Genomic DNA, 26,734 nt, shown 5'->3' on the forward strand with positions numbered 1-26,734 from the left:
CGCGCGCGGCCGGGTATCAGAGGTATTCGCATGTCCGTTTCGTTCCACGCGCTTGGCCGCGCGTCGCTGTTCGCCGTCGCCACGTCCTTCGCCGCCCCCGCCTTCGCGGAGATGGCGGCGCCCGATACCATCATCGTCACCGCCGCCGTGGAAACGGCGCGCGATCGCGTTGCCCGGACGGCCGGGGGCAGCGATGTCGTGGCCGCCGCCGAGTTTCAGGATCGGCTGGCCGTGTCGCTCCGCGACGCGCTGGCTTTTTCGCCCGGCATCTACACCCAGCCGCGTTTCGGCCAGGAGGTGCGGATTTCGGTGCGCGGATCGGGGATCAGCCGGGGCTTCCACATGCGCGGGCTGATGCTGTTTCAGGATGGCGTGCCGATCAACCTGGCCGACAATAATGGCGATTTCCAGGAACTCGATCCGCAGATCTTCCAGCATATCGAGGTGTTTCGCGGCGCCAATGCGCTGCGCCTCGGTTCATCCACGCTGGGCGGCGGGATCGACGCGGTCACGCCCACGGGGCGCACCGCGCGCGGTGTGGAGGTGCGCGCCGATGGCGGCAGCTTCGCTACGTTGCGCGGCAAGGTGGCGGCGGGCTTCACGGATGGGCGCGGCGACGGCTGGTTCGCGCTGACGGGCGATCGTTCGGATGGCGATCGCGATCATGCGAAGCGGTCGGCGATCCGTTTCAACGGCAATATCGGTCTGCAGCTGAGCGATCGGATCGAGACGCGCTTTTATGCCAGCCTGAATCATATCGATCAGGAACTGCCCGGCGCGCTCACCATGGCGCAGGCGCTCACCGATCCGGGGCAGGCCAATGCCGGCAGCGTCGCGGGCGATCAGGCGCGCGACATCGAATCGCTGCGCCTCCAGAACCGCACGACCGTTGATCTCGGCACCGCGACGCTTAGCGCCGGGCTGTTCTTCAATGCCAAGCAATTGATCCACCCGATCTTCCAGCTGATCGACCAGAAGTCCGAAGATCGCGGGCTGTTCGCGCGGGTCGATTGGGCGGGCGATCTCGGCACGCTGCCGGTGGAAGCCAGCCTCGGCACCACGGCGCGCTTCGGCACGGTGGATGCGCGCCAGTTCCTCAACCTCGCCGGCAAGCGCGGCGCGCAGACGGCGGACGCGCGACAGACGGCGCAGACGATCGACAGCTATGGCGAGGTGCGGGTGGCGCCGGTCGATCACCTCTGGCTGATTGCCGGGGGCGTCTATACCCATGGCGAACGCCGGATCGACAACCGCCTCGCGCCGCAACGCAGCGGCCGCGCCAGCTTCGATCCCTTCGCCCCCAAATTCGGTATCCTGTGGCAGCCGCGGGCGGACGTACAGGTCTATGCCAATTACAGCCGTTCGGTGGAATTGCCGGGCTTTTCGGAACTCAGCCAGACGCCGGCCACGGGGCTGCCGGGCTTCGTCGACGTCGATGCCCAGCGTGCCTGGACGTTCGAAATGGGCACGCGTGGCCGCGTCGGCATCGCGCAATGGGATGTCAGCCTCTATCGCGCGGACATAACGGGCGAGATGCTGCAATTCACCGTGTCGCAGGATATTCCGGCAGCTACCTTCAACGCCGATCGCACCCGCCATCAGGGGATCGAGGCGGCGCTGACGCTGGACCTCGCGCCCTGGGCGCGGCTGCGGCAATCCTATCAGCTCAATGATTTCCGTTTCCGCAACGATGCCGTCTATGGCGACAATCGCCTGCCGGTGGTGGCGAAGCATCTCTATCGCGCCAGCCTGCGGCTCGGCACCGATCGGATCAGCGTGACGCCCAATATCGAATGGATGCCCGACGGCGCCTGGGCGGACTATGTGAACGCCACGCGCACAAGGGGCTATGCGCTGCTCGGCCTCGGTGCGGAGGCGGCGGTGCGCGACGATGTCACCCTGTTCCTCGACGCCCGCAACCTGACGGGCAAGAAGGCGATCGGAGACATCTCGGCCGTGGTGCGCGCCACCGATGCTTCGGCGATCTATTATCCGGTCGAACGCCGCGCCGTATATGGCGGGGTCCGCGCCCGCTTCTGATGGTGGTGGCGTTCGGCGGCGGAACGGGTTAGCCCCTGCCGATCAGGGGGGCGCATGATCGAGTTGCTAGCCATTGTCGGGTTGATCGCCGCCTTCGCCTCGCTGGCGGGGCGGGTACGGCAGGCCGAACGCCGGATCACCGAATTGCAGGATCGGATCGCCGATCTGGTTAGCATCCCGGCGGAGCCTCAGGTGGACACTGGCGGGGCGGTGGTGGCGCCGTTGTTGGATATCGCGGCGCCCCTGCCATCTGCGCCACCGGTGCAGTCCGCGCCGGTGCCCGAAGAGCCGGAGGTTCCGGCCACGCCGCCCCCGCCGCCCGCACCGCCCGCGCCCAAGCGGCCGCCGATGAGCACGCGGGTGTTCGAGGAACTGTTCGGATCGCGCCTGCCGATCTGGGCGGGCGGGGTGACGCTGGCGGTGGCCGGTTTCTTCCTGGTCAAATATTCGATCGACACCGGGCTGCTTTCCCCCGGCGTGCGTGTGGTGCTGGCGCTGATCTTCGCGGCGCTGCTGATCGGCGGGGCGGAGGCCGCGCGGCGCATCCCCGCTCTGGCGCGCGATCCGCGCGTGGCGCAGGCGCTGGCGGGCGCCGGCATCGCCACCGCCTATATCGCCGTGCTGATCGCGCATAATCTCTACGGCCTGATCCCGTCGCTGACAGCGTTTCTGGCGCTGGCAAGCGTGACGGCGGCGGCGATCGGGCTGGCGCTGCGTTTCGGCGCGCCATCGGCGGTGCTGGGGCTGATCGGCGGGCTTGCCGCCCCGGCGCTGGCGGGGGGCGAGGACGCCAATGCGCCGGTGCTGGCGCTCTATCTGATGCTGGTGATCGGCGCGATCGCCGGGGTGTCCAGGCGGCAGGGCTGGCTGTGGCTGGCGATCGCCGCGCTGGTCGGTGGTTTCGGCTGGGCGGGCCTGCTGATCGCGACCAGCGTGATCGACATCGCCACCGCGAGCGCGATCGGCCTGCTGCTGCTGGCGCTGGCCTTTGCCATGCCGATCCTGGCGGCAGGCACGGCCGCGATCGAACCGACCCGCTGGCTGCGCGCCGGCACGGTGATCGCGGCGGCGGTGCAACTGGCGCTGCTGATCGTGCAGGGCGGGTTCAGCCCGCTGGTCTGGGGTTTTTACGGGCTGCTGGCGATCGGCGCGGTGCTGCTGGCCCGCATCGATCCGCGCCAGTGGATGCTGCCGCCGATCGCGCTGGGCGTGGCACTGGTGACGATCGCCTTGTGGCCGACGCCGAGCCTGCCGCTGCTGGCGGCGGTGGGCGGCGGGCTGATCGCGATCCTCGCCGGGCCGGCGCTGGTCGACGCCTGGGATCGCACCCGTGGCCGGGTGGGCGTGGCCCAGGGATCGGCCGCGCTGATCGGCGCGGTCGTCATCGGCTGGCTGCGTTTCCCCGAATTGCTGAGCGGCTGGGGCTGGGGGCTGACCGCGACGATCTTCGCCGCCGCGCCGGCGATCGCGGCGGCGCGCGGCTGGACGCTGGTGGAACGCCATGGCGACTGGCGATTCGCGCTGCTCGCGACCGCATCGGCGACACTGGTCGCGATCGGCGCGGCCTTTGCGCTGCCCGATAGCTGGCTGCCGCCGGTGTACGCCGCCATCGCCTGCGCATTGGCGTATGTGGCGCGCCGGGCCGAGGACGATCTGCTCGCCTGGGCGCCGCGCCTGCTGGCGCTGATCGTCGCCGCGCATCTGTTGCTGCTCGATCTGGGCGGTGCGCTGATCGCGGGCTTCGGCAATATGCCGCGGCTGCTGGCGACGGCCATGCTGTTCGCCATCGCCGGCCATGTCGAACGGGGCCGCCTGTTCGGCGCCGGCTGGATGATCCTGGCGGCGCTGGTGACGGCGCGCCTGCTGTTCAACCTGTTGCCCGATGCCTGGGCGCCGACCGGCTTCGGCCTGCTGGCGCTGGGGCTTGCCTGGGCGGCCGATCGCCTGCCGGCCTTCCGGGGCCGCGCGGCGGCGCTGACCCTGGCGCTGCTCGCAACGCTGGGCGCGTGTGCCGGGCTGATCGTGTGGCTGGTCGAATCGGCGGCGGCGATCTTCGGCACCTTCGTGCTGGCCGGCGACCTGCCGACGCCGCTGCGCGCGATGCAGGGGATGGCGCTGCCGATGCTGAGCGTTGGCGCGCTGCTGCTGCTGACGCGGGCGGCACGTTTCCGGCCCCTGCGCGCGCTGCTGTTCGTCATCGCCGGTGCGGCGCTGGCGGCGACCGCGCATATCCTGTTCAAGCAGATCTTCGCGATCGACAGCACGGGCGGGATCATCGCTTATGCCTTTGCCGAGCGCGTGGTAGCGACGCAGGCGCTGGCCGCGATCGGCCTGATCGCGCTGTGGCGGCGCGATGGCCACGATCTGTTGCAGCCGATCGGCATCGCGCTGCTGGCGCTGGCGGCCTTCCGCCTCGTCTGGTTCGATCTGATCGTCTTCAACCCGCTGGCCCGCGATCAGGCGGTGGGGCCGTGGCCGATCGCGAACCTGCTGCTGCCGGCTTATGGCCTGCCGATCCTGTGGATCATGCTGTTCCGGCGGCTGGAGCCCGATATCGCCCGGCGGATCGACCGGCCGCTGACCGGGCTCGCCATGGCGCTGATCCTGATGCTGGCGGCGGCGAGCGTGCGCCAGATCTTCGAAGGCAGCATCCTGACCGGCGAGGGGGTGAGCCCGAGAGAGGATATCGCCCGCTCGATCGCGGGGATCGCGCTGGCCATCGGCTTCCTGCGCTACGGCATCATCCGCGAAGGCGGGGGCGAAGGCAGCGATGGCGGCGGCGGCAAGGCCTGGCGTATCGCCGCCTTGCTGCTGATGCTGGCGACGGCGGCCAAGGTGTTCCTGTGGGATGCCAAGGGGCTGGAAGGGCTGCTGCGCATTGCCAGCTTCGTCGCCCTGGGTTTCAGCCTGATCGGCATCGGCTTCCTCTATAATCGCTATCTGACGGGCGCGTCGGACAAGCGGGAAGAGGAAGGGGCGGAGGCGCCGGCCGCCTAGGCGCAGTGTCGGAACCCCCGCCTTCTTTGGCCGATCGCCGCCGTGTTGCCCTTGTGTCGACGAGGGCGATCAGGGGCGCCAGCGGCCTGCGCCGGAGCGGTGTCTTACCCTCTGTAATCGAGGGTAGACACCGCTCCGGACGATCAGCGCCCCTCGGTCCTTAGCTGCCCTTGCTGCCCATTGAGCCTTCGAGCGCTTCGAGGGCATCGCCCACCGTGAAGCTCGCCGGCTTCTGGCGTGGCGGGAAGTCCTTGAAGGTCTCCAGCACCTTGCCGACCGCTTCCTGGATCGGCACGAGCACATAGACGCGCCGGTAGGCCCAGTCGCCATAGTTCATGCCGTCGTCCCCCTTTTCGTAAGGGTCGATCTTCAGGTCGAAGATCAGCGGAACGCGCAGGGTCCGGAACGGATTGCGCCACACTTCGAAGCCCTTGGCGTCCTGCACCATGAAGTGTGCCTTCACCCGCTTGCTGCGCGCCGCCAGCAAGTCGCCATCGTCGCTGAAGTAGAGGAACCCCTTGCGGGCGCTTTCTTTCGACTTGCCGGCCAGATAGTCGCCCTGATCGACGCCATCGAGATGCACCTTGTAGGTCATGGAGCCGACCTTGGTGCCCTTGAGCAGCTGGTCCTTCACGTCGGGATTGCCGGCCGCAGCCACCAGCGTCGGGAACCAGTCTTCGGCCGACATCAGATCCTTGTAGACCGAGCCCGGCTTGACCACACCCGGCCAGCGGATCAGCGCCGGCACGCGCCAGCCGCCGTCCCAGTTGGTGTTCTTCTCGCTGCGGAAGGGGGTCGTGCCCGCATCGGGGAAGAGGCACTCCATCGGGCCATTGTCGGTGGTGTAGATGACGATGGTGTTCTCGGTCAGGCCCTGCTTGTCGAGGAAATCGAGCATCTGGCCGATGGAATCGTCATGCTCGACCATGCCGTCGGCGTAAAAGCCAAGGCCGGTGCGGCCCTTGTTCTTCGGGTTCGGGTGCGTGAAATTATGCATGCGCGTGGTGTTGAACCACACGAAGAACGGCGTATCGGCCTTGGCCGCGCGGGCGATGAAGTCCTGAGCCTTGTCGACCACTTCCAGGTCGATCGTTTCCATCCGCTTCTTGTTGAGCGGGCCGGTATCCTCGACCTTTTGTCCGCCCTTGCCGTCGGAATGGCAGTGCAGCACGCCGCGTGGGCCGTATTTCTTCTTGAATTCCGGATCCTTCGGATAGTCCTCATTCTCCGGCTCTTCCTCCGCATTGAGGTGGTAGAGGTTGCCGAAGAACTCGTCGAAGCCGTGCACCGTCGGCAGGAACTCGTCCTTGTCGCCCAAGTGGTTCTTGCCGAACTGGCCGGTCGCATAGCCGAGCGGCTTGAGCAGCTCGGCCATGGTCGGGTCTTCCTTCTGGATGCCGAGGTCCGCGCCCGGCAGACCCACTTTCGACATGCCCGTGCGGAACGGCATCTGCCCGGTGATGAACGCGGCGCGGCCGGCGGTGCAGCTCTGCTGCGCGTAATAGGTGACAAGCTTGCCGCCCTCGGCAGCGAGCCGATCGATGTTGGGGGTATCGTAGCCCATCACCCCGTTGTTGAAGCAACTGATGTTTCCATAACCAACGTCGTCACCGAACATGACGAGGATATTGGGCTTTCCTTTGGGCATGATCAGCTCCTGTCGCTCGCCCCCGGCGACGGTATAGGGAGGTGATCGGGCCGGGTGTATCGGGAGAAATCCCGACACGCCCACGTCCATTTCATCGAGCCGGTACTGGGTCTGGTGTCGTGGCAGTCCGAACAATCCGGCATTCAGCGTTCGACGACCTTCCGCCAAGGCGAGAAAAGGCCCCGGCCCGACGGGATCGGACCGGGGCCTTTTTTTCCGCAGGCGGCCGTCTGATGCCGCGCGGCGTCAGCCGGCCGGTGCGGTCAGCTTTTCCATCACCTGATCGAGCGAGAAGCTCGCCGCGTGCTGCGCCGGCGGGAATTCCTTGAACGTGGCCAGGAACTGCCCGACGATATTTTGCGCGGGCACCAGCAGATAGGCGCGATCGAGCAGCCAATCATAATAAGTGTTCGACGTGCGATCGGCCCGTTCATAGGGGTCGGTGCGCAGGTTGAAGATCTTGGGCAGGCGCAGCGGCACGAAGGGTTCGGCCCAGATACGCAGCGTGCCTTCGCAACGCTGTTCGAGGAAGACCAGCTTCCAATTGTCGTAGCGGACGGCGACGACATCGGCATCGTCGTTGAAATAGACGAAGCCGGGGCGCGGACTTTCCTTGGCCTTGCCGGTCAGATAGTCCGTCATGTCATAGCCATCGAGATGGGCCTTATACTTGATCCCATCCAGGGTGGCCCCCTTCTTCAGATCTTCCTTGACGGTCTTCGTGCCGGCGATGTTGGCGAAGGTGGGGAACCAATCGAGGTGCGAGATGATGCCCGTGCAGGTCGATCCCGCCTCGATCTGGCCGGGGAAGCGCACGATGGCAGGTACGCGATAGGCACCTTCCCAGTTCGTGTTCTTTTCGCAGCGGAACGGCGTGGTGCCGGCATCCGGCCACGAGTTCTGGTGCGGGCCATTGTCGGTCGAATACATCACGAACGTGTTGTCGGCGATGCCCAGTTCGTCGAGCAGATCGATCATCTCACCCATGTTGAGATCATGGTCGATCATCACGTCATGATATTCGGATTGCCAGCGGCCGGACTGGCCGAGGCTCGAATCCTTGGCGTGGGTGCGGAAGTGCATGTGGCTGGTGTTGAACCAGACGAAGAAAGGCTCGTCCGCCTCGACCGAGGCCTTGATGAACTTCTTGGCGCCGGCGAGGAATTCCTCGTCGATCGTCTTCATCCGTTCCTTGGTGAGCGGGCCGGTATTTTCGATCTTCTGGCCGCCCTTGCCGTCTGCCCAGCAGTGGAGAACGCCGCGCGGGCCGAACTTTTTACGGAAATCGGGAAAATCCTTCTCGGGCGGATAATCGCGGTTCTCCGGCTCTTCCTCCGCATTCAAATGATAGAGATTGCCGAAAAATTCGTCGAAGCCGTGCATCGTCGGCAGATGTTCGTCCCGATCACCCAGATGGTTCTTGCCGAATTGACCGGTGCGATAGCCCTGATTCTTAAGCATCCGCGCGATCGTCGGGATTTCCTTCTTCATGCCCAGTTCCGCGCCCGGCAGGCCAACCTTGGTGAGGCCCGTGCGCATGCCGGCCTGGCCGGTGATGAAGGACGCACGGCCGGCGGTGCAGCTCTGTTCCGCATAATAGTCCGTGAACTTCATGCCTTCCTTGGCAAGGCGGTCGATATTGGGCGTCGTGTAGCCCATCACGCCGTGGGAGTAGCAGCTGAGATTGTCTCGGCCGATATCATCCCCCCACAAGATAAGGATATTGGGTTGCTTGCCAGCCATGGGTGACTCCTCGCGGAAACGGGTCATGGCACGGAGACTCAGGAGACGTTCCGTGCATGACATGGGTCCGCCAAGGGAGGCTGGCCGGCAATCAGCACTAACCCCGAGGGCGGATCGGGATTCCCCTGAACCGCATCTCGGGTTGGTGGTCAGCCGCCCTGTGCGGCCAGCCAGCCGGCGGCCGCGAGGGCCGGGAATTTGGCGGCCATGTCGCGCGCATGGGCCGATGCCGCCGTGCCGCGCACCACCCGGCCCTTGATCCCGTGGATGATCGCGGCCAGCCGGAAGATGTTGAACGCGGTGTAGAATTGCAGGTTGCCGATTCCCGCCCGGCCGGTGCGCGCGCAATAAGCGGCGACATAATCGGCCTCGGACGGAATGTTGAGCGCGGCGAGATCGGCGCCGGCGATGCCGGTCGCGACCGGGGGGGCGAGCCGGTACATCATCAGGTGATAGGCGAAGTCCGACAGCGGATCGCCCAGCGTCGACAATTCCCAGTCGAGGACCGCGATGACGCGCGGTTCGGTGGGGTGGAAGATCATGTTGTCGCAGCGGAAATCGCCATGGGTGATGCGCACCTCGCCTGCTTGCGCGGGCATATGCGCTTCCAGCCAGCCGATCAGCGCGTCCATATCGGCATTGCGGCCGGCCTCGACATCGTCGTGATACTGCTTCGTCCAGCGGCCGATCTGCCGTTCGAAGAAATTGCCGGGCTTGCCATAATCGCCAAGGCCGATCGCTTCGGGATCGATGCCGTGGAGCTGCGCAAGCGTGGCGTTCATCGCGTCGAAATAGGCCGGGCGATCGTCGCGGCTGACTTCGGGGAAGGTGGCATCCCAGAAGATGCGGCCTTCCACCATGTCCATCACATAGAACCAGGTGCCGATCACGCTGTCGTCGGTGCACAGGCCGTGGACGCGGGCGACCGGGAAATCGACGGTGGCGAGTGCGCTCAGCACGCGGGCCTCGCGCTCGACGGCGTGGGCGCCCTTGATCAGCTGGCCAGGCGGCTTGCGGCGCAGCACATAGGACCGGCCCGGCGTGACGAGCTTGTAGGTCGGGTTGGACTGGCCGCCCTTGAACTGTTCGACCGTCAGCGGGCCGGCATAGCCCGCGACATTTTCCTCCATCCAGCGGGCGAGCCGCGCTTCATCGAAGCGGTGCTGTTCGCGCACGGCGGTGGTGCCGCTGTTCTGATCCTGCCGATTGCCCACGCGCCCGACCTCCCACGTTCCGGCCGTGCTCCGGCCATGTTCCGGCCCGTCACGTCCGGCCGTTGCGCCTGTCCTTGCCGCATGGCCCCGGCGGCGACAAGGCGGTTGCGACGGCCGACTGTGGCGAGGCAGCCAATTTGCCGGCGGGCCATGGCCTTCGGTTTTTCGGTGAACGGCCAAGGCCGCTGATCCGGCCGCAACCATGGGGCATCTGCATTGTGTGCGGCGCGGCAGGCGGCGCGGGGGTTTGACGGCCGGCCGGCACGCGCCTTAGCTCGGCCACCGGAGATGGATGGATAAGCGAGCCCAAGGATGAAGATCGGCCTGTGCATGCCCTATATGGTGCGCGACTATGATCGCGACCGCATGTTGACCTGGGCGCGGAAGATCGACGCCGGTCCGTTCGACAGCCTGTCCTGCGGCGAACGGATCACCGGCTACAGCTATGAGATGCATTCAATCCTGTGCGCCGCCGCGGCGGTGACGGAGCGGGTGCGGATCATGCCATCGCTCTACGTGCTGCCGATGCGATCGGCGGTGATGACGGCGAAGGAAGTGGCGACTCTCGACGCGATTTCGGGCGGGCGCGTCGGCATCACCGTGGGCGTGGGCGGGCGCGAAAAGGATTATCAGGCGGTCGGCGCGCCCTTCACCCACCGCCACCAGCGGCTCGACGAACAGGTGGCCGAGATGAAGCGCGTCTGGCGCGGCGAAACGCTGTTCGAGGGCATGGACGAGATAGGCCCGGCCTCGCCGCAGGGCGCCGACATCCCGATCTATGCCGGCGCGATGGGCCCCAAGGCGATCGCGCGCGCATCGGCCTGGGCGGACGGCATCTATGGCGCGTCGATGCTGGGCGATCGCGAGGGGCATCAGGCGATTTACGATATGGCGCGCACCGCCTGGGCCGAGCGCGGGCGCACCGACAAGCCCTATCTGATCGCGAGCTTCTGGTGTTCGCTGTCGCCCGACGCCGAGCAGGACCTGAAGGCCTATATCTACGATTACATGAAATATATCGGAGAGGATGTGGGGCGCGGCATGGCGGCGATGGCGACCTGCCACACGCCCGACGGCATCCGCCAGGCGATCGAGAATGTGCGCGCCGCCGGTGCCGACGAACTGCTGATCTGCCCGGCCACCGCCCATTATGACGAGATCGACCGGCTGGCCGATCTGATCGGCTGAGCGGAAGGAGCGCGCTGGTGGGCCCGGCAGGACAACACTTATCGTTCACAATCAATATGATGGGTTTGTCTAACCACCCCAAACCGGCGACGCAAAACCTAAGCGCAGCGGACGCAATGTCTAACCTTTGGGGCTGATCAACACACCCTAAAAAGTGTGTATGAATGTGTATTATCTCCTTGCGCTTGCCTTCGAGCGTGTGTATACGATACACACGAAGGGAGACGAGGGGATGAAGAGCCGTGAAGTCATCAAGATTCTTAAAAAGGCCGGGTGGATCGAGCAGCGGCAAAGCGGAAGCCACAAACAATTCCGCCACCCCGATCAACCCGAACGCGGCGTGGTCACCGTCCCCCACCCCAAGGCCGAAATGGCGATCGGAACGCTAAAGAGCATTGAGGACAAATCAGGGGTGGCCCTCCGGTAGGGCCACCACCCACACGAGTTTCAGGGCAAGGAGGCCCACACCATGGCAACCGTTTATTATCCCGCGATCATCGAGCGGGCCGGCGATACCTTCAGCGTTTTCTTTCCCGATCTGAAGGGCCTCGCCTCCGCCGGTGACACGATCCACGAAGCCGCGATCGCGGCCGAGGAAGCGCTTGGCGTCCACCTGCTCGCCATGGCCGAACACAAGGAGGATATTCCCGCCCCCTCCGAGCTTGATGCAATCGAGGCCGATCCCGAGGTGGACGAAGCCATCCGCATCCTCGTGCGGGGCGAGCGCCCCGGCCGCGCCGTGCGGCTGAACATCACGCTGGACGAAGGGTTGGTGGCTGCCATCGATCGGGTGGCGGGCAATCGTTCGCGCTTCTTAGCGGATGCCGCGCGCGTCGCTCTGGCCGGCCGCGCGCTGTGAGCGCTTGGCTCAACGTCCAACGCAACTCATTGGTTAATCGGAATTAACCTAGATTGACAGCGCCATGTCATCATGCTCACTCCCCCGCTTGGTTTAGGGGAGTGAGCATGAATAGAATTCTGGCTGTACTGATTTCAATTATGGCGATCTCGCCTTTCAGCGCCAAAGCGGCGCTGGTGGAATACCGCTTCGACGTTGAGGGTCATTACGTCTCTGGCAGCGACGACATGTCAAATTTCTGGCTACAGTCGGGCTACTATTTTGGGGCGATCACATTTGTCGCCGACCTTGATGACGCTATTTTCCAGTATGTGTCCCCGGAAGGATACGTCGATACATTGGACGAGGACTTTGCAACCATTGCTGTCCGGCGGCAGTCAGATGCGGCCCTTCCCCGAGAAGATTTTGTGGCATACATGGGATATGGCGCACCCGAGGCGAAAACCCCGCTCCGTGATTTTGAGAATCTCCGCTGGAGCGGTCACAACGCGTTCAGCTATAGCGCAGCCATGCCGGGAATTTGGCGAACCGAAGCCTTTGGCTCCATCACGAAATTCACCGCGCGGGAGGTCGAGACTGGCACCCCACTTGGCGTCCAGTTCTCCTACACTGCAGTGCCCGAACCAGCGAGCTGGGCAATGATGATCGGTGGATTCGGAATGATCGGAGCGACGATGCGGCGGCGGCATCCTGCACGCCACCGCATCGAGCAAGCTGCTTAAGAACCCGGGCGGCTACTTCGCCGCCCGCATATGATCGTCCACCGCCCGCGCCTTGGGCGCGTCGGCAACGGGCTGCCCGGCATATTCGCGCAGCCCCCAGGCACCAAACTGGCTGATTGGTCCGGTGGTGCTGAACAGCGCCATCACGTCGCCGAACTGGGCATCCCATGCCGATAGATAGCGGCGGTACATGTCGTACATGCGCGGATCGCGGTTGATCGCGGCCACGAGCGCGACATTGCTGGTGCTCACCACATGCTGCCCGCCTTCATAGGCGATGTACCGCTTGCCATAGCGGGCGGCGAGCGCCTTGTTCTTCGCGGCCAGAGCCAGCGTTTCATCAATATCCTTGGCCATGAAGGCGAAGATATTGTCGAGGTCCGTGATCGCGGCCCGGCTGCCGGTCAGCGTGCTGCCGCCGAAATAGGGCGCCGTCGCCAGCGCATCGAAATGCTGCGCGGTGTCGCGGAATGTGATCACCTGCTCGGCCGACCACGGGTTGGCGTTCTGCGTCGCGATCACGCGCACCAGCCGCTTCATGTCGGCCGCGAACACCTGCCCCCAAATCTTGTGCATCCACGTCGATTTCTCGGCATAGCGCCAGAGATAGGCCTGCGTAATATTGTCGGCCAGGCCGGCGGCCATCCCTTCATCCTTGGCCTGCGTGGTGACCTTGAAGCCCCAGTTCCACACCTCGTTCGCCATCTCGACATAGACCTTCCGGCCCGGCGCCAAATTGTCGCGGACATAGGTGGCAAAGCGCCGCTGATAATCCTCGTCGGCATTCCACGGCATGGCGAACCACGGATCGACGCCCGCCGCATTGGCCAGCGCCACCATCGCTTCTACCGACGCGCCCATCGTGCTCGCCTGATTCTGCGTCTCGGCCGTCGGCCGTGTCGCCCAGCTCACCGGCGCATTGGCATTGGCATTCTGCCAGTCCATGAACCGGACCACGCCATATCCCTTCAGCGATTCCAGCAGCACCGGCGACCAGACGGCATCGGCCGCCATCGCCTTCTCGCGGCAATCTACCTTGCGCACGGGATCGGCCGGGTCCGTCGCGCTCAGCGAAACCCATGCCGTTTCGGATTTCACGGCGCTGGAAGGCTTCCAGTCGAACTCCGTGGCCGATGATCCGGCCAGCTGATTGGTGATCCAGCCGCCGGCTCGCACCGTGCCACGGCCCTGCCAGGTGCAGCGGATGCGCGTCGGCTTGCTGCCATAGGCCGTTTCCGGCGGGATCAGCATGCGGTTGCCCGATTGCTGCGGCAGCAGATATTTTACCTCGCCATTCGGATCGAGCTGGACGGGATCGAACGCCTGCCAGCCGGCGATGCCGGGACGGGAACTCGCCCAATTGCCCGCCAACGCCAGATTGGCGAACGCCCGTTCTGTCGAATAATAGGTCGGCGCCGCCAGATTGACGCCCAGCTTCGGCGTCTCGGCCACTTGCGGCGGCGTCGGACGTGGCGTCTTCGTCACCGGCTTGGGCGATGGCAGACGCACGATGCCGCCGGGATTGATCACGATCGGGCCGGACGCGTTGGCCGTGCCGGCTGCCATCAGTGCAGTAACGATTAGTGTCAGCATCAGGCTATCCTTTGCATATCACTGCTTGCCAAGAAATTGCGGATCGCGCGGGAGGTGCGATTTTCGAGCAAATGTAGTGGCTTGACAGGCAGTGCCCGCCGCCAACAAATAAGTTCCGGGGAAGTTATGATTCAGGGGGGGGCTGGCGTGCCGGATCGGCTGGATTTCAACTTCAATGTTAAGGCATTGAATTTTCAGACGGAAGAAGAGTGGCTTGAACACGAAACGGGCGCACCGCCCGCGACCGCGCCTTCCGATCAGGGGCCACCCTCTCTTCTACGAAAAATCAGTCGCTTGCTGTCGTCGATGTTGGCAGCGATCTTCCCACGCGCTGATTGCGCCGACTGCGCGAATGCCCGGCACCGGAAAAGCAACCAGCACGAACAATGCGAAGATTGCTACCTGGCCCGCCAGTATTGACTTAACTCGCCACCGGGATCGGCCGCGCCTGGCTGATCCCCATGCCGAACAGATCGATTGAACCGCTCATCGCCATACCGGCCCGCCAGTTAATCCGAAGCTCCAGCGTGATATTGGCGGGATCGGCCGATGCGACCGAGGGCGCCGGCCGATGCGGAATGAGCCGGCCCGTCAGGGCTGGCAACAGCGTTGCATCGTTGCCGCCGATCGTCAGGCCGGAACCGCCGGCGCTCAGCACCAGCGACAGGCCGGCGCAGCCGGTCAGCGCGTTGCAATAGAGATCGGCGTCCCAATCGAGCGGGATCGTGTAATCCCAACCGCTCGGCTTCTGCGCCACCGCCGCAATCGCGAGCGATCCATTGGCAGATGGCGTCCCCGTGAAGGTGAGCCGCGTGGCCTTGTGATCGGGTCGGTCCTGATCGGCCATCGGCTGGTAGGCCACGGAACTGATCGCCACAGCCAGCGTGCCGGAAAGCGTGCCACCCAAATTGGGATAGGCACCGAACAGCTTGGCGGCGGGAAACTGATCGATGCCCGTCACGCCGCCGCCGCCGGTCAAGGCGACGTTGCCAGAGGTGCCGCCGGTCCCGCCGAACCGCGCCTCATTTCCAAGCACGTTGCCGCGCGGCTCCGTCGCGCTCCAGCCCGTGACGCCATTGATCATCGCGCCGGAGATTGCCGGCAGCGGCCGACCCACCAGGCGAAGCGCGTCGCCCAGCGCCTTGCTCTGCAACCATGCGCCATATTGGCTCTCGTGCAGGCCATCGAGCATCGAGGCAAAGCCGGCGGCCGAAACGCCGCCGATCGGATAGAACAAATCGTTCGTCGGGTCGGTGAGGGCGTTGTGGCTGTCGACCATGATGATATCGGGCGATGCCGCCGCGTAGGCGCGATAGGCCGCGTTGATCGCATGGCCGGCGCGGGCCACGGCGGACGACAGCGCCGGGGCGGCGCCGGCCGTGGCGACGCGCGGATCGACCGACATCAGCAGCAGTCGCACAGCGCCAGCGGCGCGCGCCGTTTCCCAATATCGACGGACATTCGCCAGCACGGTTTCGGGTGCAGTCAGCCCCACATCGTTGGCGCCGATCTTCAGGATGATGACGGGATCGGCACCCGTGGCGGCGACTGCCTGCACGCGTGCGATCATGCTGTTCAGGCGCCCGGCGGAGATCAGGCCTGTCACCGCGCCGCCATTGGTGCCGGATACGGTCGAACCGACCGCGAGACTATCGGTCGCCGGATTGAAGTTGGCGATGCGTCCCGTCCGCGCGAGCGCCCAGAACAGCGCCGATGCGTGGCTCATATTGCCAACCTGCACGCCCTTGCTGTCACCGTCGACGATCAGGTTCACCGGGCGCACGAAGCGGGCAAAGGTGCGCAGCTGCTCAGGCGTTGCGGCAGCGTTCGCGCCACCCTGCACCACCGGCACCTTCTCGGCCCCCGACAACGCTGCAGCTGCGCCCAGCTCGGAAATTTTCGCATTCGCCATGTGGTTACTCCGTCAGGAAAAGGTCGCCGGATTCGGTCAGCAGGTCGCCGCCATCTTCCTTGATGATGTGGTCGGGCTGGGCCGGCTCGGGCGCTGCCGCAGGTACCGGGCGCCAGGCAGCCAGCCCGATCGCGAATGGACTGAGCAGCATCAGGACTCTCCCGCCGTCAGCGCGTCATAGGATCGCTCGCAGGCGCGCCCGGCGGCGCGGGCGGCGTCAGCATGTCGAGCAATTGCGTCCGCAGCCTCGTCAAGCCGGCGCTGCAATTCGGGGAGCAGATCGAGGGCGGAGCCGGCTGCCGCCCCGCCGCCGGCAGGGGCGGGATTGCTGGCGGTGCGACAGGCAGCGATGATCCCGCCGATCTGTGCGCGCAGCCGGTCACCAGCAGCGACAGCGCCAGCAGCATCGCGGCGCGCCCCATCCATTTCTTGTGCATGTGCTTCAACCGCCTCCATTTGTGCGGCATGGCGCCGCGCTTCTTCCGCCCGGTTCGCTCGTTCGCCATTCAGGGCTTTCGTCGCAGCGGCGAGGCTGGCTGCGCCCCATTCGGCACGGACGTCATCAGCGCCGCGCTGATATCCACGATGATCGGCATAGGCCCACGCGCCCGCGATCAGGCCGACGGCCAGCGCATAGGGCCAGACGCGGCGGAGCAGTGTGGCCCCGCCGGCAAGGATGCTGCCGGGGATCATGCCCGTTGCTCCGGCCATTCCGGCAGGTCCACGGTCTGCCCAGCGAGCGCATGCGTGCAGTCGCCGAGAAACTGGATCCGGCCGTCGGTGACGAACGAGTGGCAGATACGGCACTGCAGATCGGGAAACTCGTCCTTGTCGTCCCAGTTGCACCAACACGTCCCACCATCATGGCCGGGTACGTGGTGCCCGCTGCGAACGAGAACTGATGGCGTGAACGTCGGAGCACTCGGGTTGCCGTTATAGCCCCAATTGATGCCGGGACTGTGCGTGTCCGCGACGGGGATGCTGTGCGCTTCATTGCAACCCGGGCACCAGAAGGCGACCCGACCGGCGGCCTGCTGGCGCAGGATCGGCGAAATCGCGCTCATGCCAGCAACTCGAAGTGCGGCCCGTCGATGAAGGCCGACTTCCCCGCCGCGCGGCGACGGCCGACATAATCAGCCACGGCACGTTCGCAGCCGGCGACCGTCGGCTCGATCGTCTCAAACGGGCGATCCCACACACCGCCCCAGATCAGCTTGACGCGCTGCTCCTGCGCCGCGATCCGCACAGCCGCCGCGATCACGTAGATCGCCGGCCACTCCCAGCGCAACTTGCCGTTGATGTAGGGCACGAGGTCCACGGCATGGCCGAACCCATCCGCCTGGCGCATGTGCTTGCTCGCCATCGTCTTGCTGACGCCGCGCAGGACATATTCGCGCTGCTCGGCTTCGGTGCGCAGGCCATCGTGGACGGTGAAATCCTGCCGCGTGATCTCGATCGCGCGCTTGACGACGCCGACGAGCAACGGGTGCACGCCAGCAAGCTCGGCGAGCGACGCTCGCCCGAGGGCATAGGCCATGGATTGTCCTTTCGGATGAGTGTGTCAGATCGAATGCGCGCTGGACGGGCGCATCGAGATTGGAGAGTTTCGTCGCTGAGTGTCGTGGTTGCTGCCGCGTTGCGGCATGCGTGGGGCCACGGCACGGGCGCGGGAGGCGGCTACCCCCCTTTAACCTCCCGCGCCCATCAGGCCGGGTCGATCCGGCCAAGCGTGGCCACCATGTCCGGCGGCGTTACGGGGTCGACGGCGAAAGCCTGCCGCAACAGATCGTCCGCCATCCGCAGCGCCGGGTTGTTCGGATCGAGCGCGCGGAGCGCACTGGCCAGCAGCTGCTGCGCGTTATGGAGCGCCCCATGCTCCCGGCGCAGCTTGGCGATATCCACCCGCAGTGCCGCGATATCGCCCGCGCGCTCGGCATCCATCCTCGCCTCGCGCGCTTCAAGCTCCTCGTGCCACTTTTGCAGCTTGGCGCTTCGGCTCTCCTCGCGCTTCTCGCCCCAGCGGAACAGCCAGGCGATGCCGGCGCCGGCCGTCGTGGCGACCGTGACAATGCCGGCCACCACGCCGCCCACCTCGCCCACCGAGATGCCCCCCGGGTCGTTCATTCGCGATCCTTTCGTTGGTCAGTCTGGCCGATCAGCGGCCGATATTGCGACGGCAATGGCCGGGCGCCTCGCCCAGCCGCTCGAACAGCCAGTCGATCACCCGCTCGGCGATCAACGCCCAGCGGCGCCCCCGCACCGCCATGCGGCCGACCTTGCTCGATATCGTCTCGTCAGGGTCGGGCACCGGCCCGCCAAGGATCAGATATTTCGGCGCGGCGAGGATGATGTGCGCCAGCTGGTCGATCGATACGGCCAGTGCCCAGGCGATGGCGCGCAGGCGGAGCAGCACCCCGTCAGACCGCGAGGATTTCGGCCGCCCGCCCGGTGCCGATCAGCCCGAGCGTTTCGAGGTAGTTGGTCCCAGCCACCACGTCGGCGTCGGTTAGGTCGATCTCCGACGCCAGCGCGGCGAGCTCACGCCAGTCGATCACTGCTGCATTGTCGGACGCCCGAATGGCGATGCGTTCCGCTTGGCTGAACCTGCGCTGGTAGGCGAGCGGCGTGATGGTCACTTCGTAAAACACGAACCCGCGACCAGCCGCGTCCCAATAGCATCGATCGGGATAGCCGGCCGCGACGAGGACGATTTCCTCGCCCGCACTGGGGACCGGCTCTTCGACATGCGGGCCCGATAGCCATTCGCCCGTTACGGATGAAATCAGTGCATAGGTCATGTCGTGGACACCGTTCCCTTGATCCAGCACCCGCTCTCGATCGGGATGCCGCTCCACCCGCTGCCATCGATCCGAAACTTCATCAGCACGTCGGTGCCGGTGGCGTTGACGAACGTGGTCGATGGCGACGCCGCCCAACCCTCCGACGGGCCATAGGCGGCCGACGCCGTTGCCCGGACCGTCCAGGTGGTCGAGCCCGACGGCGCCGACAGGATTTGGACCACCGCGGTGCCGCTGGTGGTTGTGCCCGTATATTGGATGCGACCCTGCAGGTTGCAGGAGCCATAGGCCGGCACGAGTACCGTGATGGTTTCCGTCCGGCCGCCGGTGAACGTGCCCGTCGGCGAGACGCCGTCGCGGGTCTGCGTCACCTCCAGCACGCGGGTCTGCGAAACGCCATCATATGTTGCGGTGACCGACAGCGTGGCGTTGATGGCCGTCACGTCCGTCACCGTGATCAGGCCCGCCGCGCTGATCGTCGCCGCGCAGTCCGTCGGCGTGATCGAGTAGGTGGACGATGCTTCGACGGGCGTGTTGCCGTGGCGGACAATGGTCTGCGAGGTTTTGGGCAGCGCTCCCGATTTGGGCACGCCTGTCGATGAGCAGGCAACGGGGATGATTCCCGGCGAAAAGGCCATAGAGAGCGGGCTAGTCCCAGGCGTACCGGCAGGACCCTCGAACCGCTTGGCCACCTGCCACGTCCAGTTCGCGCCTGCGTTGGGCCGGCTGCCAAAGCTCACCCAGATCGGGTCGGCACCGGCGGGCACGCCGCCGGTGTCCGAATACCAACCCGCCGGCACAGTCGCCGACGCCGATGGCGTGGCCGGCTGCGAGGCAGACCGGCGGAAGATCATGTCAACGGCCGACCCCTCTTGAGCCAGCAGGCCGACGCCAGCCCAAGTCGGGGTGGCCGTGCCGCCGATGCCCTGCACCGCCACCGTGCCCGTTGCCGCATAAAGCGGATCGTTGCCGGCGGGGATGCTAGCCGACCAGCTCGATGGCGGTGTCAGCACCCCCGTCGTGAAATTATAGCTTCCGCCGGAGGGCATGGCCGGCGCCGATGTGCCGCGGCGATAGACGGTCAGTTCGGCGATCGACAGGCCGTCGGCCCCATCCTTGACCTTCGCCAGCGATCCGCTGGCGGTAAACACGGCGCCATCGCAGGCGACTGCGCGGAGCACCACACCACCGGTGGAGCCCTTCGCCGCGTTGAAATTCGCGGCCGTCATCGAGACTTCCGGCCCGGCCATGGCCGTGATCCCGGTCGCGCCCGTCTTGATGTAGGTCCGCGCCAGCCCCCCTTCGAGCAATTGCCCCCCCCAGACCACAATCGAACCCGTGGCGGTGACGTCCAGCGTGGGGAACGAGGCCGTGAAGCCCGAGGCCGGGAACAGGATCAATAGAAACGTGGTGTTTCCCAAACTGTTGTTCGGGAGCGGCATGACGACGCGCCAATAATCGCCATAATCCTCGACGGAATGCGGCGCCCCGCCCGTCCAGCCCGTCTCAACCGCCTCGCCGGTGTCCGTGTTAATCGCCAAGCGGCACATCGCAGTGGCGCCACCCTGATACTGGATGCCTACCTGCGGAAAGGTGGTAGCCCCGACCGTTTTCTTCAGGAAGATCGAACCGGTGCGCCACACGCCATCATTCGCGACGGTGATCGGGTTGTAGATATACGCATCGTCGGTGGCGGTCGCGCTGGTGATCGTGTCGGCGGTCAACGTGCCGTCAGGGGCGACATGGGTGTTCGGCGAAACGGCGGTGCCGAATGCCACGGACCAATAAGCCGCGGCGCTCAGATCCTGCGACATTGGCATCAGGTTGGTGACGCTACCGTAGATCGAATTGATATAGCTGACCGGGTTGAGCAAATTGCCGGCAGCATCCTCCAGCTGCCACAATATGTCGCCGTTGATTTTGTCAGCCGTCGCCCGAAACGTCGTGGTCTGCACGGCGGGGCTGATCGCATCCAGCCGGTCATAGGTAATGACGCGCTTGTCCTGCTCAACGAACAGGCTTTTGGCCACCGGCGCGACGGCGGCAAAGGCGATTCCATCCACGGTGTAGCCATCCGGCGCGGACGACACCATGCCATAAAGCCGCTGATTGGGATGGTCGGGCGCGTGGCTGGCAAGCACTACCTCGCGCCCGTCGCGGATGCGGAAATACTCGACACGGTAATCGTTCGAGCGGCTGCCAATCAGATCGCCCGCCTGGCATTGGCCGAGCGGCGCCTGATAGACGCCCCGCCGATAATAATGGAGCTCACCGGCGATCGCATAGATGTTGTAATCGCCGGTATTGTAATGGCCCGCCGCGCCCGGCGCCGTGGTCAGGCCGACCATGAAATCATGGTGGCCCGCCGGCACGCGCGCGAGCATCTGCGCCGCGTCCTTATAGGCGATCGACGTATGCGCCCCGCCGTTCCAGCCGCTGGCCGTTTTCGTGACGGAGGTCGGCGTCACCGTCGCCGATCCCTCGGCCACCAGCGTATAGGCCCCCGCGCCATCCGCGCCCGGGGTGCCGGCCAGCGGCGGCGACGTCGTCACCGGGCCGAGGATAAGCCGCGCGCCATATTCGCCGCGCAGGCGATAGGTGATCGACACCTGATATTGCGTGTCGCCCGTGACGGAGGTGACTTCGAGCTTGCGGATTCCGGTGGGCGTCACGCCCGCGCCGATCCAGTCGTCATCCGGCCCCTGCGTACCGGTATAGGGCCGATATTCGAACACGATCGCGTCGGTGCCGATGCTGGCGCTCTCGCCGCCGATCACCAGCGCCGGGATTTCCTCCGCGCCATTGACGATCGACGTGGCCGTGATCGCCCATTCTGCCGTGGTGGGCGTCGGCACCAGCGCCGGGCCCGACACGCCTGCCGTGGGCGGCGGCGTGGTGGTCTGCCCCAGCGCGAACGGATGCTTGCCTGCGGTTTCCGAGCGCGCAGAAAAGCTGACGATGCCGCTGGCCGGGCTCAGCGATCGATCGAGCAGCAGCACGGTCTGCCCGTTCAGGCCGATTTCCGGGATGTTCACCGTCACCACGTCGCCGGGCTTGTAGCCGTAGAAACGCAACTTCAGCGGCAGGTCGATCGGGCCGAACTCGCGACTGTCCTCGATATCGTATCGCGCCAGCTGCGCGGCCTGCCCGGCCTGCTGGACCAGCGAATATTCGATCTCGCGCGTGCGCGGCCCGCCGTCGAAGGTGACATGCGCCGGCACGTCGACCAGCTTCGCGGGCACGATCTCCCAGCTATGCGCCTCCGATCGGTAGCGCGGCACCACGCCGTTGATGCGATCGCGCCGGGGCTGGGTGGCGGTCAGCTTCGCGCCGCCGGCCAGATCGTTGGTGGTGACCGTGGTCAGCGACACGCGCGGCGTGTTGACGATGCAGCTGATCTTGGCGCCCAGCGCGATGGGGAACCCGCCGCCGGCCTGGCACATCGCCTTCAGCGCATTCCACTTCGTGTCGGGCCGCGAGGTGACCTGCCCGCCGATCTTCCAGCCATTGGCGTCGGCCACGTTCGCCGCCTCGACGTACGCCGCCACGTCGACACCCGCGATCGGCGCGCCGATGCCGATCACGCGCTTGCCATTCTGCCAGCGGCCAAGGCACCAGGTCAGCGCATGGAGCCAAGGATTCTCGGAATAGACATAGGTCGATTCCACCAGCGCGCGGCAGGCGCCCGATCCACCGGGATAGGTGCTGTCGAGGCGGGGGTCATAGACCTTCACGCCCCGCACCAACCACGCCGCCTTGGGCTCGCGCGTCAGCTGCGTCTTGCCCTTCGCGTCGAATTTCAGCGTCAGCATCGTCGCGGCATAGCCGGACAGCTTGGACGATGAGGTCCAGCCCGGGATCGCCCCGGCGGGGGACGTGAGCGCCGATGCCTCGGGCGTCGCGCCCAGCTGGTGGCGGTGCCAGATCAGGCCGTTGAGCTTGCCCGGCAGCGATCCCCCGGTGACCGTCTGCGCGGCATCATCCAGATACAGCCCGTCCATCGCTTGGATGGGTCCACCGGCGGACAACACGGTGACGATCGACTGATAGGCGTTGTCCGAACCATAGGCGTAGCGGAACACGATATTGCCGCTGACCCGGGTCCGGCCCATCACATAGGGCAATCCGGCGTTCGGGTCCGACTGCCACGATGTCTGCATGCCCGAGAGGCCGCCGGGCTTCTTGGCCGTCAGATTGGCGGCGAGGGTCAGTCCGGCAGATACCGTCGCAAGCGTCGACAGAGACACGCCGACCACGGCCGTAGCCGCTGTGATGCCCGTCGAAAGCGCAACGCCACTGGCCAAGGCAAGGCCGGCGCCCGCAGTCGCAACCGCGATGGCCGCGACGCCGACCACCATGGCCGCCGTTCTCAGGACTTTGGACACGGCGGGACTCTCCAGGCGGTGTTCATCGCGATCATCTGCATCACCTCGGCGCCGTCATGGCCTTCGGCCCAACCGATGATGCGGCCATTGCCGAGCACGACGGCAAGCGCGCCGAACGCATCCTCGCCATCGGCCTGCACGATATCGCCGACGATCGCGGCTGCCGGCGGGATGCGCTCCAGCCCCAGCGTGTCGAGCGCTTCCGCCAGCGACGCGAAACCGGCGCGCGCCAGCGCGCGCCGGGCGCCCAGCGCGGAGGAATAGCTGCCGCCCCGGGCAAGCGCCGGCTTGTAGCCCAGCTGGCGAAGGTGGAAGGCGGCGAGACGGCAGCAATCATAGCGGCCGAAACGGAAGGGCTGGCCACGATAGCGATCGAGCGTGGCCTGCGCCGCATCCCGGCGCGCTTCCAGCACGGGCTTCATACGAACTGATTCCGCGCCCAGTCGGCGAGGCCGCCGAACCCGCCGAAATACTGGGTCACGGCGGGCACCGGCGCCTGCATGCCCCAATAGATCTGGTCGATCACGCCGGTGACGGCGGACAGGCCGGTTTCGCCGGGCCAGATCGATTGATGGAAGCTGTCGGTCAGGCGCGCGCCTTCGTCGAGCTCGAACAGCCGGTCGAAGACGGAGCCGACCTCATATTCCAGCGTGCGGCCATTTTCGTCCGCCATCAGGTGGGGCACGTCGAGCTCGCCCAGAAATACGAGTTCGGGGTCTGGGATCGGCGCGCCGGTCGCCTCGTCCACCGCGCCGATCCACAGCGACACGGGCGAGCCCTGCATACTCGGCGCGGCCAGGCTGGCGGCAGCGGCGTCGCTGGCCGGGTTCAGCGTGATCGATAGCCGCGGCGCCTGCTCGCTGCTCCCGTCCCGCAGATCGTCGATCGCGGCCAAGGCGCCATAGGTCGGATCGCGGCCGACGAAGCTGTTCCACGGCGCGCCCTTCAACGCGCCCGAACCGTCGAGCAGCTTCAGGCTATAGCCGGGTAGGTCGATCTGGATTGCGCCAAAGACGGTGACCACGGCGCCAGCAAGCGCCGCGTCCATCTGCGCGGTGAACTGGGTCATTCCGCCTCGCTGATCGTGAAATCGGGGATCTGGGTGAATGGCTCGCGCAGCACCTCCCAATCGATCTGGCCGCCGGTCAGGAAGCCTTCGATCTTGGGCGCCGCGAATTCGCAGACGGCATTGTCGGGCGGGGACACCCGGATCATTGGCATGATCGGCAATGCCATCTGCCCACTGCCATTGGCCGTCGTCGCGGTGCGGGCCGAATAGAGGTAGCGCCGACTGCCGATGATGATCGAAAAGAACTGGCCTTCGCGCACCTGATAGCCGGCGGCGAACCCGTCCAGGTTGATCGTCATGCCGGTCTGGCCAGCGCCATTGACCAGCGGTGCGCCGGGGCTGCCGATGGTCAGGCCGTCCTGCGGAAATGTGATGATCGCGCCGTCGCGCTGGGCCTGGCGCAGCCGGGCCGCATAGATCCGGCCCAGCGGCTCGGATCGCATCAGCGGCAACCGCACGGTCAGCGCATGGCGCGTGCCCAGCCGGTTCAACTTCTGCGCGGCCGAACCCGGCCCGCCCGCCAGCACGGCGCCGGCATCGATCAGCGAAGGGGTCGCCCCGCGGATGCCGGGCGTCGAGGGGAGGAGGATAGCCATTAGCGGAGCGTCTGCATTGCGCGGCGGTTGAGGCGCTGTTCGGCCATGCTGGCGCCCCCGGCCGCACCGCGCGCGGCGGCAGCGGCGGCCAGCGGGGCGGCCGCCACCCGCACATGCGTGTCGAACAGTGCCGACTTGTCGATCTGCACCGTCACCAGCTGGCTGCCACCGCCACCCCAGCCCCCCATCAGCGCATGATTGGGGACGACAACGCCGGGCACCTTGGGGATGAACAGTTCGGGCCCGCGCTCGCCGACAACGCTGATCTTGCCCACCGGCGGCGTCCCGCCATTGGCAAAGCCGAGGCCCGAGAACAGCGACGAGGATCCACTCAGGAATCCGCGAAACAGGCTGCCCCCCGATCCGCCGGGATTGATCAGCTCCATCAGGCCGGATTCCACCAGCGCGGCGGCAGCCCGCTTGAAGCTGTTTTCGAGCACGTCGCCCAGATTGTCGCCATAGATGGCGGCATCCGCGAGGCCCGCGGCCAGGTCACGAGTGAAGCTCTCTTCAAACTCCGCCAGGCGCTGCATTTCCTCGGGCGGGATGATCTCGGGGAGCTCGGAAATCTGCCCCGCGAGCAGGTCCATGTTCTGGCTTGCCTCAAGGACAAGAATGGGAAGCTCTTCGATTCCCAGATCCTGCATAAGGTTTTTACCAGCCGCACGGCGCAGATCGGCGAAGCTCGATTGCGCCGATAGCCCTGCCTTTTCGGCGGCGTCGATTAGCGCAAGCGCGTCGCGGTAATCTTTGCCGGCGCCAGCTTCCGCATCAAGATTGCCTTCAAGGGACGCGAAACGCTCGCTGAGCGAAGGCCCGGTTCGTCCGCTCTTGCCACGCCCACGGCTCGGGGCCTTTGGCTTAACCGTGGGCAACTCGCCGGACGTGGGAGGCTCGGGCAGCGTAGGGCGATCGGCCTGCCCCTCCCAGCGCACGCGCCCACCTCCGCGTGGGAGAGGGCGTCGGGTATCGCGGCCGATCTCGAATAGGCCGGGAATACCCCACACATGTTCATAGCCAGAATTGGCGCGCTTGATCTCCTGATCGCGGTTCATCTGTGTTTGCCAGCGGCCCCAATTAGCTGCGGCTTCAGCGGCGGCCCCCGCGACACGGAATAGCTGGTCCGCAAGATAGGAGATGTTGTCCGCGTTCTCCGCGACCGCGCCAGCGATCTGCGCTTCGAGCACCTTTTTAAGCACGGCCACCTTGTCGGCCGCGTCGTCAGCTTGCTGGATCAGACGGTCCGAAAGGACAAGGCCGAGCTCATCGGCCTGCTTCGCCAGGTCGTTGATGGCCGAGCTGCCACCCGCCAACAAGGTATCGAGCTTCTGGCCCGCCTTCCCGAATAGATCGACTTCGATCCTTGCGCGCGTAGCCGGGTCTTCAATCTTGGCTAGACCATCGGCAATCCGCGGGATGATCTCGCCCGCCGTCAGCAGCTTGCCATTTGCATCGGTCACGCTGACGCCGATCTCGCGGAAGGCATTGACTGGCCCTTCCGAGCCCGCAGCGGCTTCGCCGATCGTGCGGGTAAGCTTGCGCAGGCCGGCGTCCATTTCATCCTGCGCCACGCCGACCTGCGTCGCGGCGTAGCGATAGACTTGCAGATCGCGCGTGCTGACACCGATTTGCTGAGACACCTCGCCCAGCGACGATGCGTAATCGAGCCCGGCCGACGCCGCCTGCAGGAACTCTGCAACACCAAGACCCGCAATGAGCCCCACCGCCGCACCCTTCAGCAGGCCGAATCCATGGCTGATCCTGTCCGTGGCTTTGTCGATCCGGCTCAAGCTTGCGTCCATCGACGCCGCCTGCTTCTGCACGTCATTGGACAACAGGTTGAGATTACGACGGGCGAGTTCGACGGATGCGTCCACCTGAAGCAACAGCTGGCGCGTGGTCGCATCGACGGCCATAACAACCACCTCATTGAAAATTAAGGATATCGTGGGTAGTTCACGCGTTCACGA

At 65.9% G+C, this 26,734-nt stretch carries 24 protein-coding genes; 7 read left to right on the forward strand and 17 right to left on the reverse strand.

What is annotated here, in order from left to right; translation table 11 throughout:
* Positions 1-30 precede the first annotated feature (30 nt).
* Together CHB74_RS09420 and CHB74_RS09425 are read left to right on the forward strand one after the other, a co-directional pair.
* Entirely contained in the window at positions 31-2,040 is a 2,010-nt protein-coding gene (locus tag CHB74_RS09420) for a TonB-dependent receptor family protein (RefSeq protein WP_089219383.1), read from the forward strand.
* Between the two features lie 54 nt (positions 2,041-2,094).
* Positions 2,095-5,037 carry a DUF2339 domain-containing protein gene (locus CHB74_RS09425; RefSeq protein WP_089219384.1) on the forward strand — a complete coding sequence of 981 codons (2,943 nt, stop codon included), beginning with the start codon at positions 2,095-2,097 and terminating at the stop codon, positions 5,035-5,037.
* A gap of 160 nt (positions 5,038-5,197) precedes the next feature.
* Here the strand turns inward: CHB74_RS09425 and CHB74_RS09430 are convergent, their stop codons facing one another.
* The 3 genes from CHB74_RS09430 to CHB74_RS09440 form a co-directional block, all read right to left on the reverse strand.
* On the reverse strand, positions 5,198-6,685 hold the full coding sequence (locus tag CHB74_RS09430) for an arylsulfatase (protein ID WP_218821413.1): 1,488 nt from the start codon (positions 6,683-6,685) through the stop codon (positions 5,198-5,200).
* A 246-nt stretch (positions 6,686-6,931) separates the two neighbouring features.
* Positions 6,932-8,428: an arylsulfatase gene (locus CHB74_RS09435; RefSeq protein WP_089219386.1), complete on the reverse strand. Its 1,497-nt coding sequence runs from the start codon at positions 8,426-8,428 to the stop codon at positions 6,932-6,934.
* 149 nt (positions 8,429-8,577) lie between these two features.
* Complete coding sequence (locus CHB74_RS09440; RefSeq protein WP_089219387.1) at positions 8,578-9,642, reverse strand: phosphotransferase; 1,065 nt, start codon at positions 9,640-9,642, stop codon at positions 8,578-8,580.
* 312 nt (positions 9,643-9,954) lie between these two features.
* On the opposite strand from CHB74_RS09440, the gene CHB74_RS09445 reads away from it, so the two are divergent.
* The 4 genes from CHB74_RS09445 (at position 9,955) to CHB74_RS22420 (ending at position 12,411) form a co-directional block, all read left to right on the forward strand.
* A complete protein-coding gene (locus CHB74_RS09445; RefSeq protein WP_089219388.1) occupies positions 9,955-10,830 on the forward strand; it encodes an LLM class flavin-dependent oxidoreductase in 876 nt (291 codons plus the stop codon).
* 232 nt (positions 10,831-11,062) lie between these two features.
* Entirely contained in the window at positions 11,063-11,257 is a 195-nt protein-coding gene (locus CHB74_RS09450) for a type II toxin-antitoxin system HicA family toxin (RefSeq protein ID WP_089219458.1), read from the forward strand.
* Between the two features lie 42 nt (positions 11,258-11,299).
* Positions 11,300-11,689 (forward strand): type II toxin-antitoxin system HicB family antitoxin, encoded by a 390-nt coding sequence (locus CHB74_RS09455; RefSeq protein ID WP_089219389.1) that lies wholly within the window; start codon positions 11,300-11,302, stop codon positions 11,687-11,689.
* Between the two features lie 107 nt (positions 11,690-11,796).
* Entirely contained in the window at positions 11,797-12,411 is a 615-nt protein-coding gene (locus tag CHB74_RS22420; protein ID WP_089219390.1) for a PEPxxWA-CTERM sorting domain-containing protein, read from the forward strand.
* 12 nt (positions 12,412-12,423) lie between these two features.
* Here CHB74_RS22420 and CHB74_RS09465 read toward each other — a convergent pair whose 3' ends face one another.
* Entirely contained in the window at positions 12,424-14,004 is a 1,581-nt protein-coding gene (locus CHB74_RS09465) for a hypothetical protein (protein ID WP_245842773.1), read from the reverse strand.
* Positions 14,005-14,151: 147 nt separating this feature from the next.
* Between CHB74_RS09465 and CHB74_RS21615 the strand changes: the two genes are divergently transcribed.
* Complete coding sequence (locus tag CHB74_RS21615; RefSeq protein WP_144033759.1) at positions 14,152-14,424, forward strand: hypothetical protein; 273 nt, start codon at positions 14,152-14,154, stop codon at positions 14,422-14,424.
* A 1-nt stretch (position 14,425) separates the two neighbouring features.
* Here the strand turns inward: CHB74_RS21615 and CHB74_RS09470 are convergent, their stop codons facing one another.
* The 13 genes from CHB74_RS09470 to CHB74_RS09525 all read right to left on the reverse strand — a co-directional run bounded on the left by CHB74_RS09470 (position 14,426) and on the right by CHB74_RS09525 (position 26,680).
* On the reverse strand, positions 14,426-15,916 hold the full coding sequence (locus tag CHB74_RS09470; protein WP_089219391.1) for a GDSL-type esterase/lipase family protein: 1,491 nt from the start codon (positions 15,914-15,916) through the stop codon (positions 14,426-14,428).
* 4 nt (positions 15,917-15,920) lie between these two features.
* Complete coding sequence (locus CHB74_RS21965) at positions 15,921-16,067, reverse strand: hypothetical protein (protein WP_179220781.1); 147 nt, start codon at positions 16,065-16,067, stop codon at positions 15,921-15,923.
* Positions 16,067-16,609: a DUF2514 family protein gene (locus CHB74_RS09475; RefSeq protein ID WP_179220782.1), complete on the reverse strand. Its 543-nt coding sequence runs from the start codon at positions 16,607-16,609 to the stop codon at positions 16,067-16,069. Before CHB74_RS09475 ends, CHB74_RS21965 begins: the two co-directional genes overlap by 1 nt.
* Positions 16,606-16,980 carry a ubiquitination-like system serine protease family protein gene (locus CHB74_RS09480; protein WP_089219393.1) on the reverse strand — a complete coding sequence of 125 codons (375 nt, stop codon included), beginning with the start codon at positions 16,978-16,980 and terminating at the stop codon, positions 16,606-16,608. Before CHB74_RS09480 ends, CHB74_RS09475 begins: the two co-directional genes overlap by 4 nt.
* Positions 16,977-17,453: a M15 family metallopeptidase gene (locus tag CHB74_RS09485; RefSeq protein WP_089219394.1), complete on the reverse strand. Its 477-nt coding sequence runs from the start codon at positions 17,451-17,453 to the stop codon at positions 16,977-16,979. The genes CHB74_RS09480 and CHB74_RS09485 overlap by 4 nt, the downstream gene beginning before the upstream one ends.
* 167 nt (positions 17,454-17,620) lie before the next feature.
* Positions 17,621-18,040 (reverse strand): hypothetical protein, encoded by a 420-nt coding sequence (locus CHB74_RS09490; RefSeq protein WP_089219395.1) that lies wholly within the window; start codon positions 18,038-18,040, stop codon positions 17,621-17,623.
* A gap of 31 nt (positions 18,041-18,071) precedes the next feature.
* Complete coding sequence (locus tag CHB74_RS09495; RefSeq protein WP_245842774.1) at positions 18,072-18,329, reverse strand: hypothetical protein; 258 nt, start codon at positions 18,327-18,329, stop codon at positions 18,072-18,074.
* 4 nt (positions 18,330-18,333) lie between these two features.
* Positions 18,334-18,714 (reverse strand): hypothetical protein, encoded by a 381-nt coding sequence (locus tag CHB74_RS09500; protein WP_089219396.1) that lies wholly within the window; start codon positions 18,712-18,714, stop codon positions 18,334-18,336.
* Positions 18,711-23,099 carry a phage head spike fiber domain-containing protein gene (locus tag CHB74_RS09505; RefSeq protein ID WP_089219397.1) on the reverse strand — a complete coding sequence of 1,463 codons (4,389 nt, stop codon included), beginning with the start codon at positions 23,097-23,099 and terminating at the stop codon, positions 18,711-18,713. The genes CHB74_RS09500 and CHB74_RS09505 overlap by 4 nt, the downstream gene beginning before the upstream one ends.
* Positions 23,084-23,521, reverse strand: a complete 438-nt coding sequence (locus tag CHB74_RS09510; protein ID WP_089219398.1) for a DUF6950 family protein — start codon at positions 23,519-23,521, stop codon at positions 23,084-23,086. Before CHB74_RS09510 ends, CHB74_RS09505 begins: the two co-directional genes overlap by 16 nt.
* A complete protein-coding gene (locus tag CHB74_RS09515; RefSeq protein WP_179220783.1) occupies positions 23,518-24,168 on the reverse strand; it encodes a hypothetical protein in 651 nt (216 codons plus the stop codon). The genes CHB74_RS09510 and CHB74_RS09515 overlap by 4 nt, the downstream gene beginning before the upstream one ends.
* Positions 24,165-24,764: a hypothetical protein gene (locus tag CHB74_RS09520; protein ID WP_089219399.1), complete on the reverse strand. Its 600-nt coding sequence runs from the start codon at positions 24,762-24,764 to the stop codon at positions 24,165-24,167. The genes CHB74_RS09515 and CHB74_RS09520 overlap by 4 nt, the downstream gene beginning before the upstream one ends.
* Complete coding sequence (locus tag CHB74_RS09525; protein ID WP_089219400.1) at positions 24,764-26,680, reverse strand: phage tail tape measure protein; 1,917 nt, start codon at positions 26,678-26,680, stop codon at positions 24,764-24,766. The genes CHB74_RS09520 and CHB74_RS09525 overlap by 1 nt, the downstream gene beginning before the upstream one ends.
* Positions 26,681-26,734 lie beyond the last annotated feature (54 nt).

Origin of the sequence: Edaphosphingomonas laterariae (assembly GCF_900188165.1) — a bacterium.
GTDB lineage: Bacteria > Pseudomonadota > Alphaproteobacteria > Sphingomonadales > Sphingomonadaceae > Sphingomonas_E > Sphingomonas_E laterariae.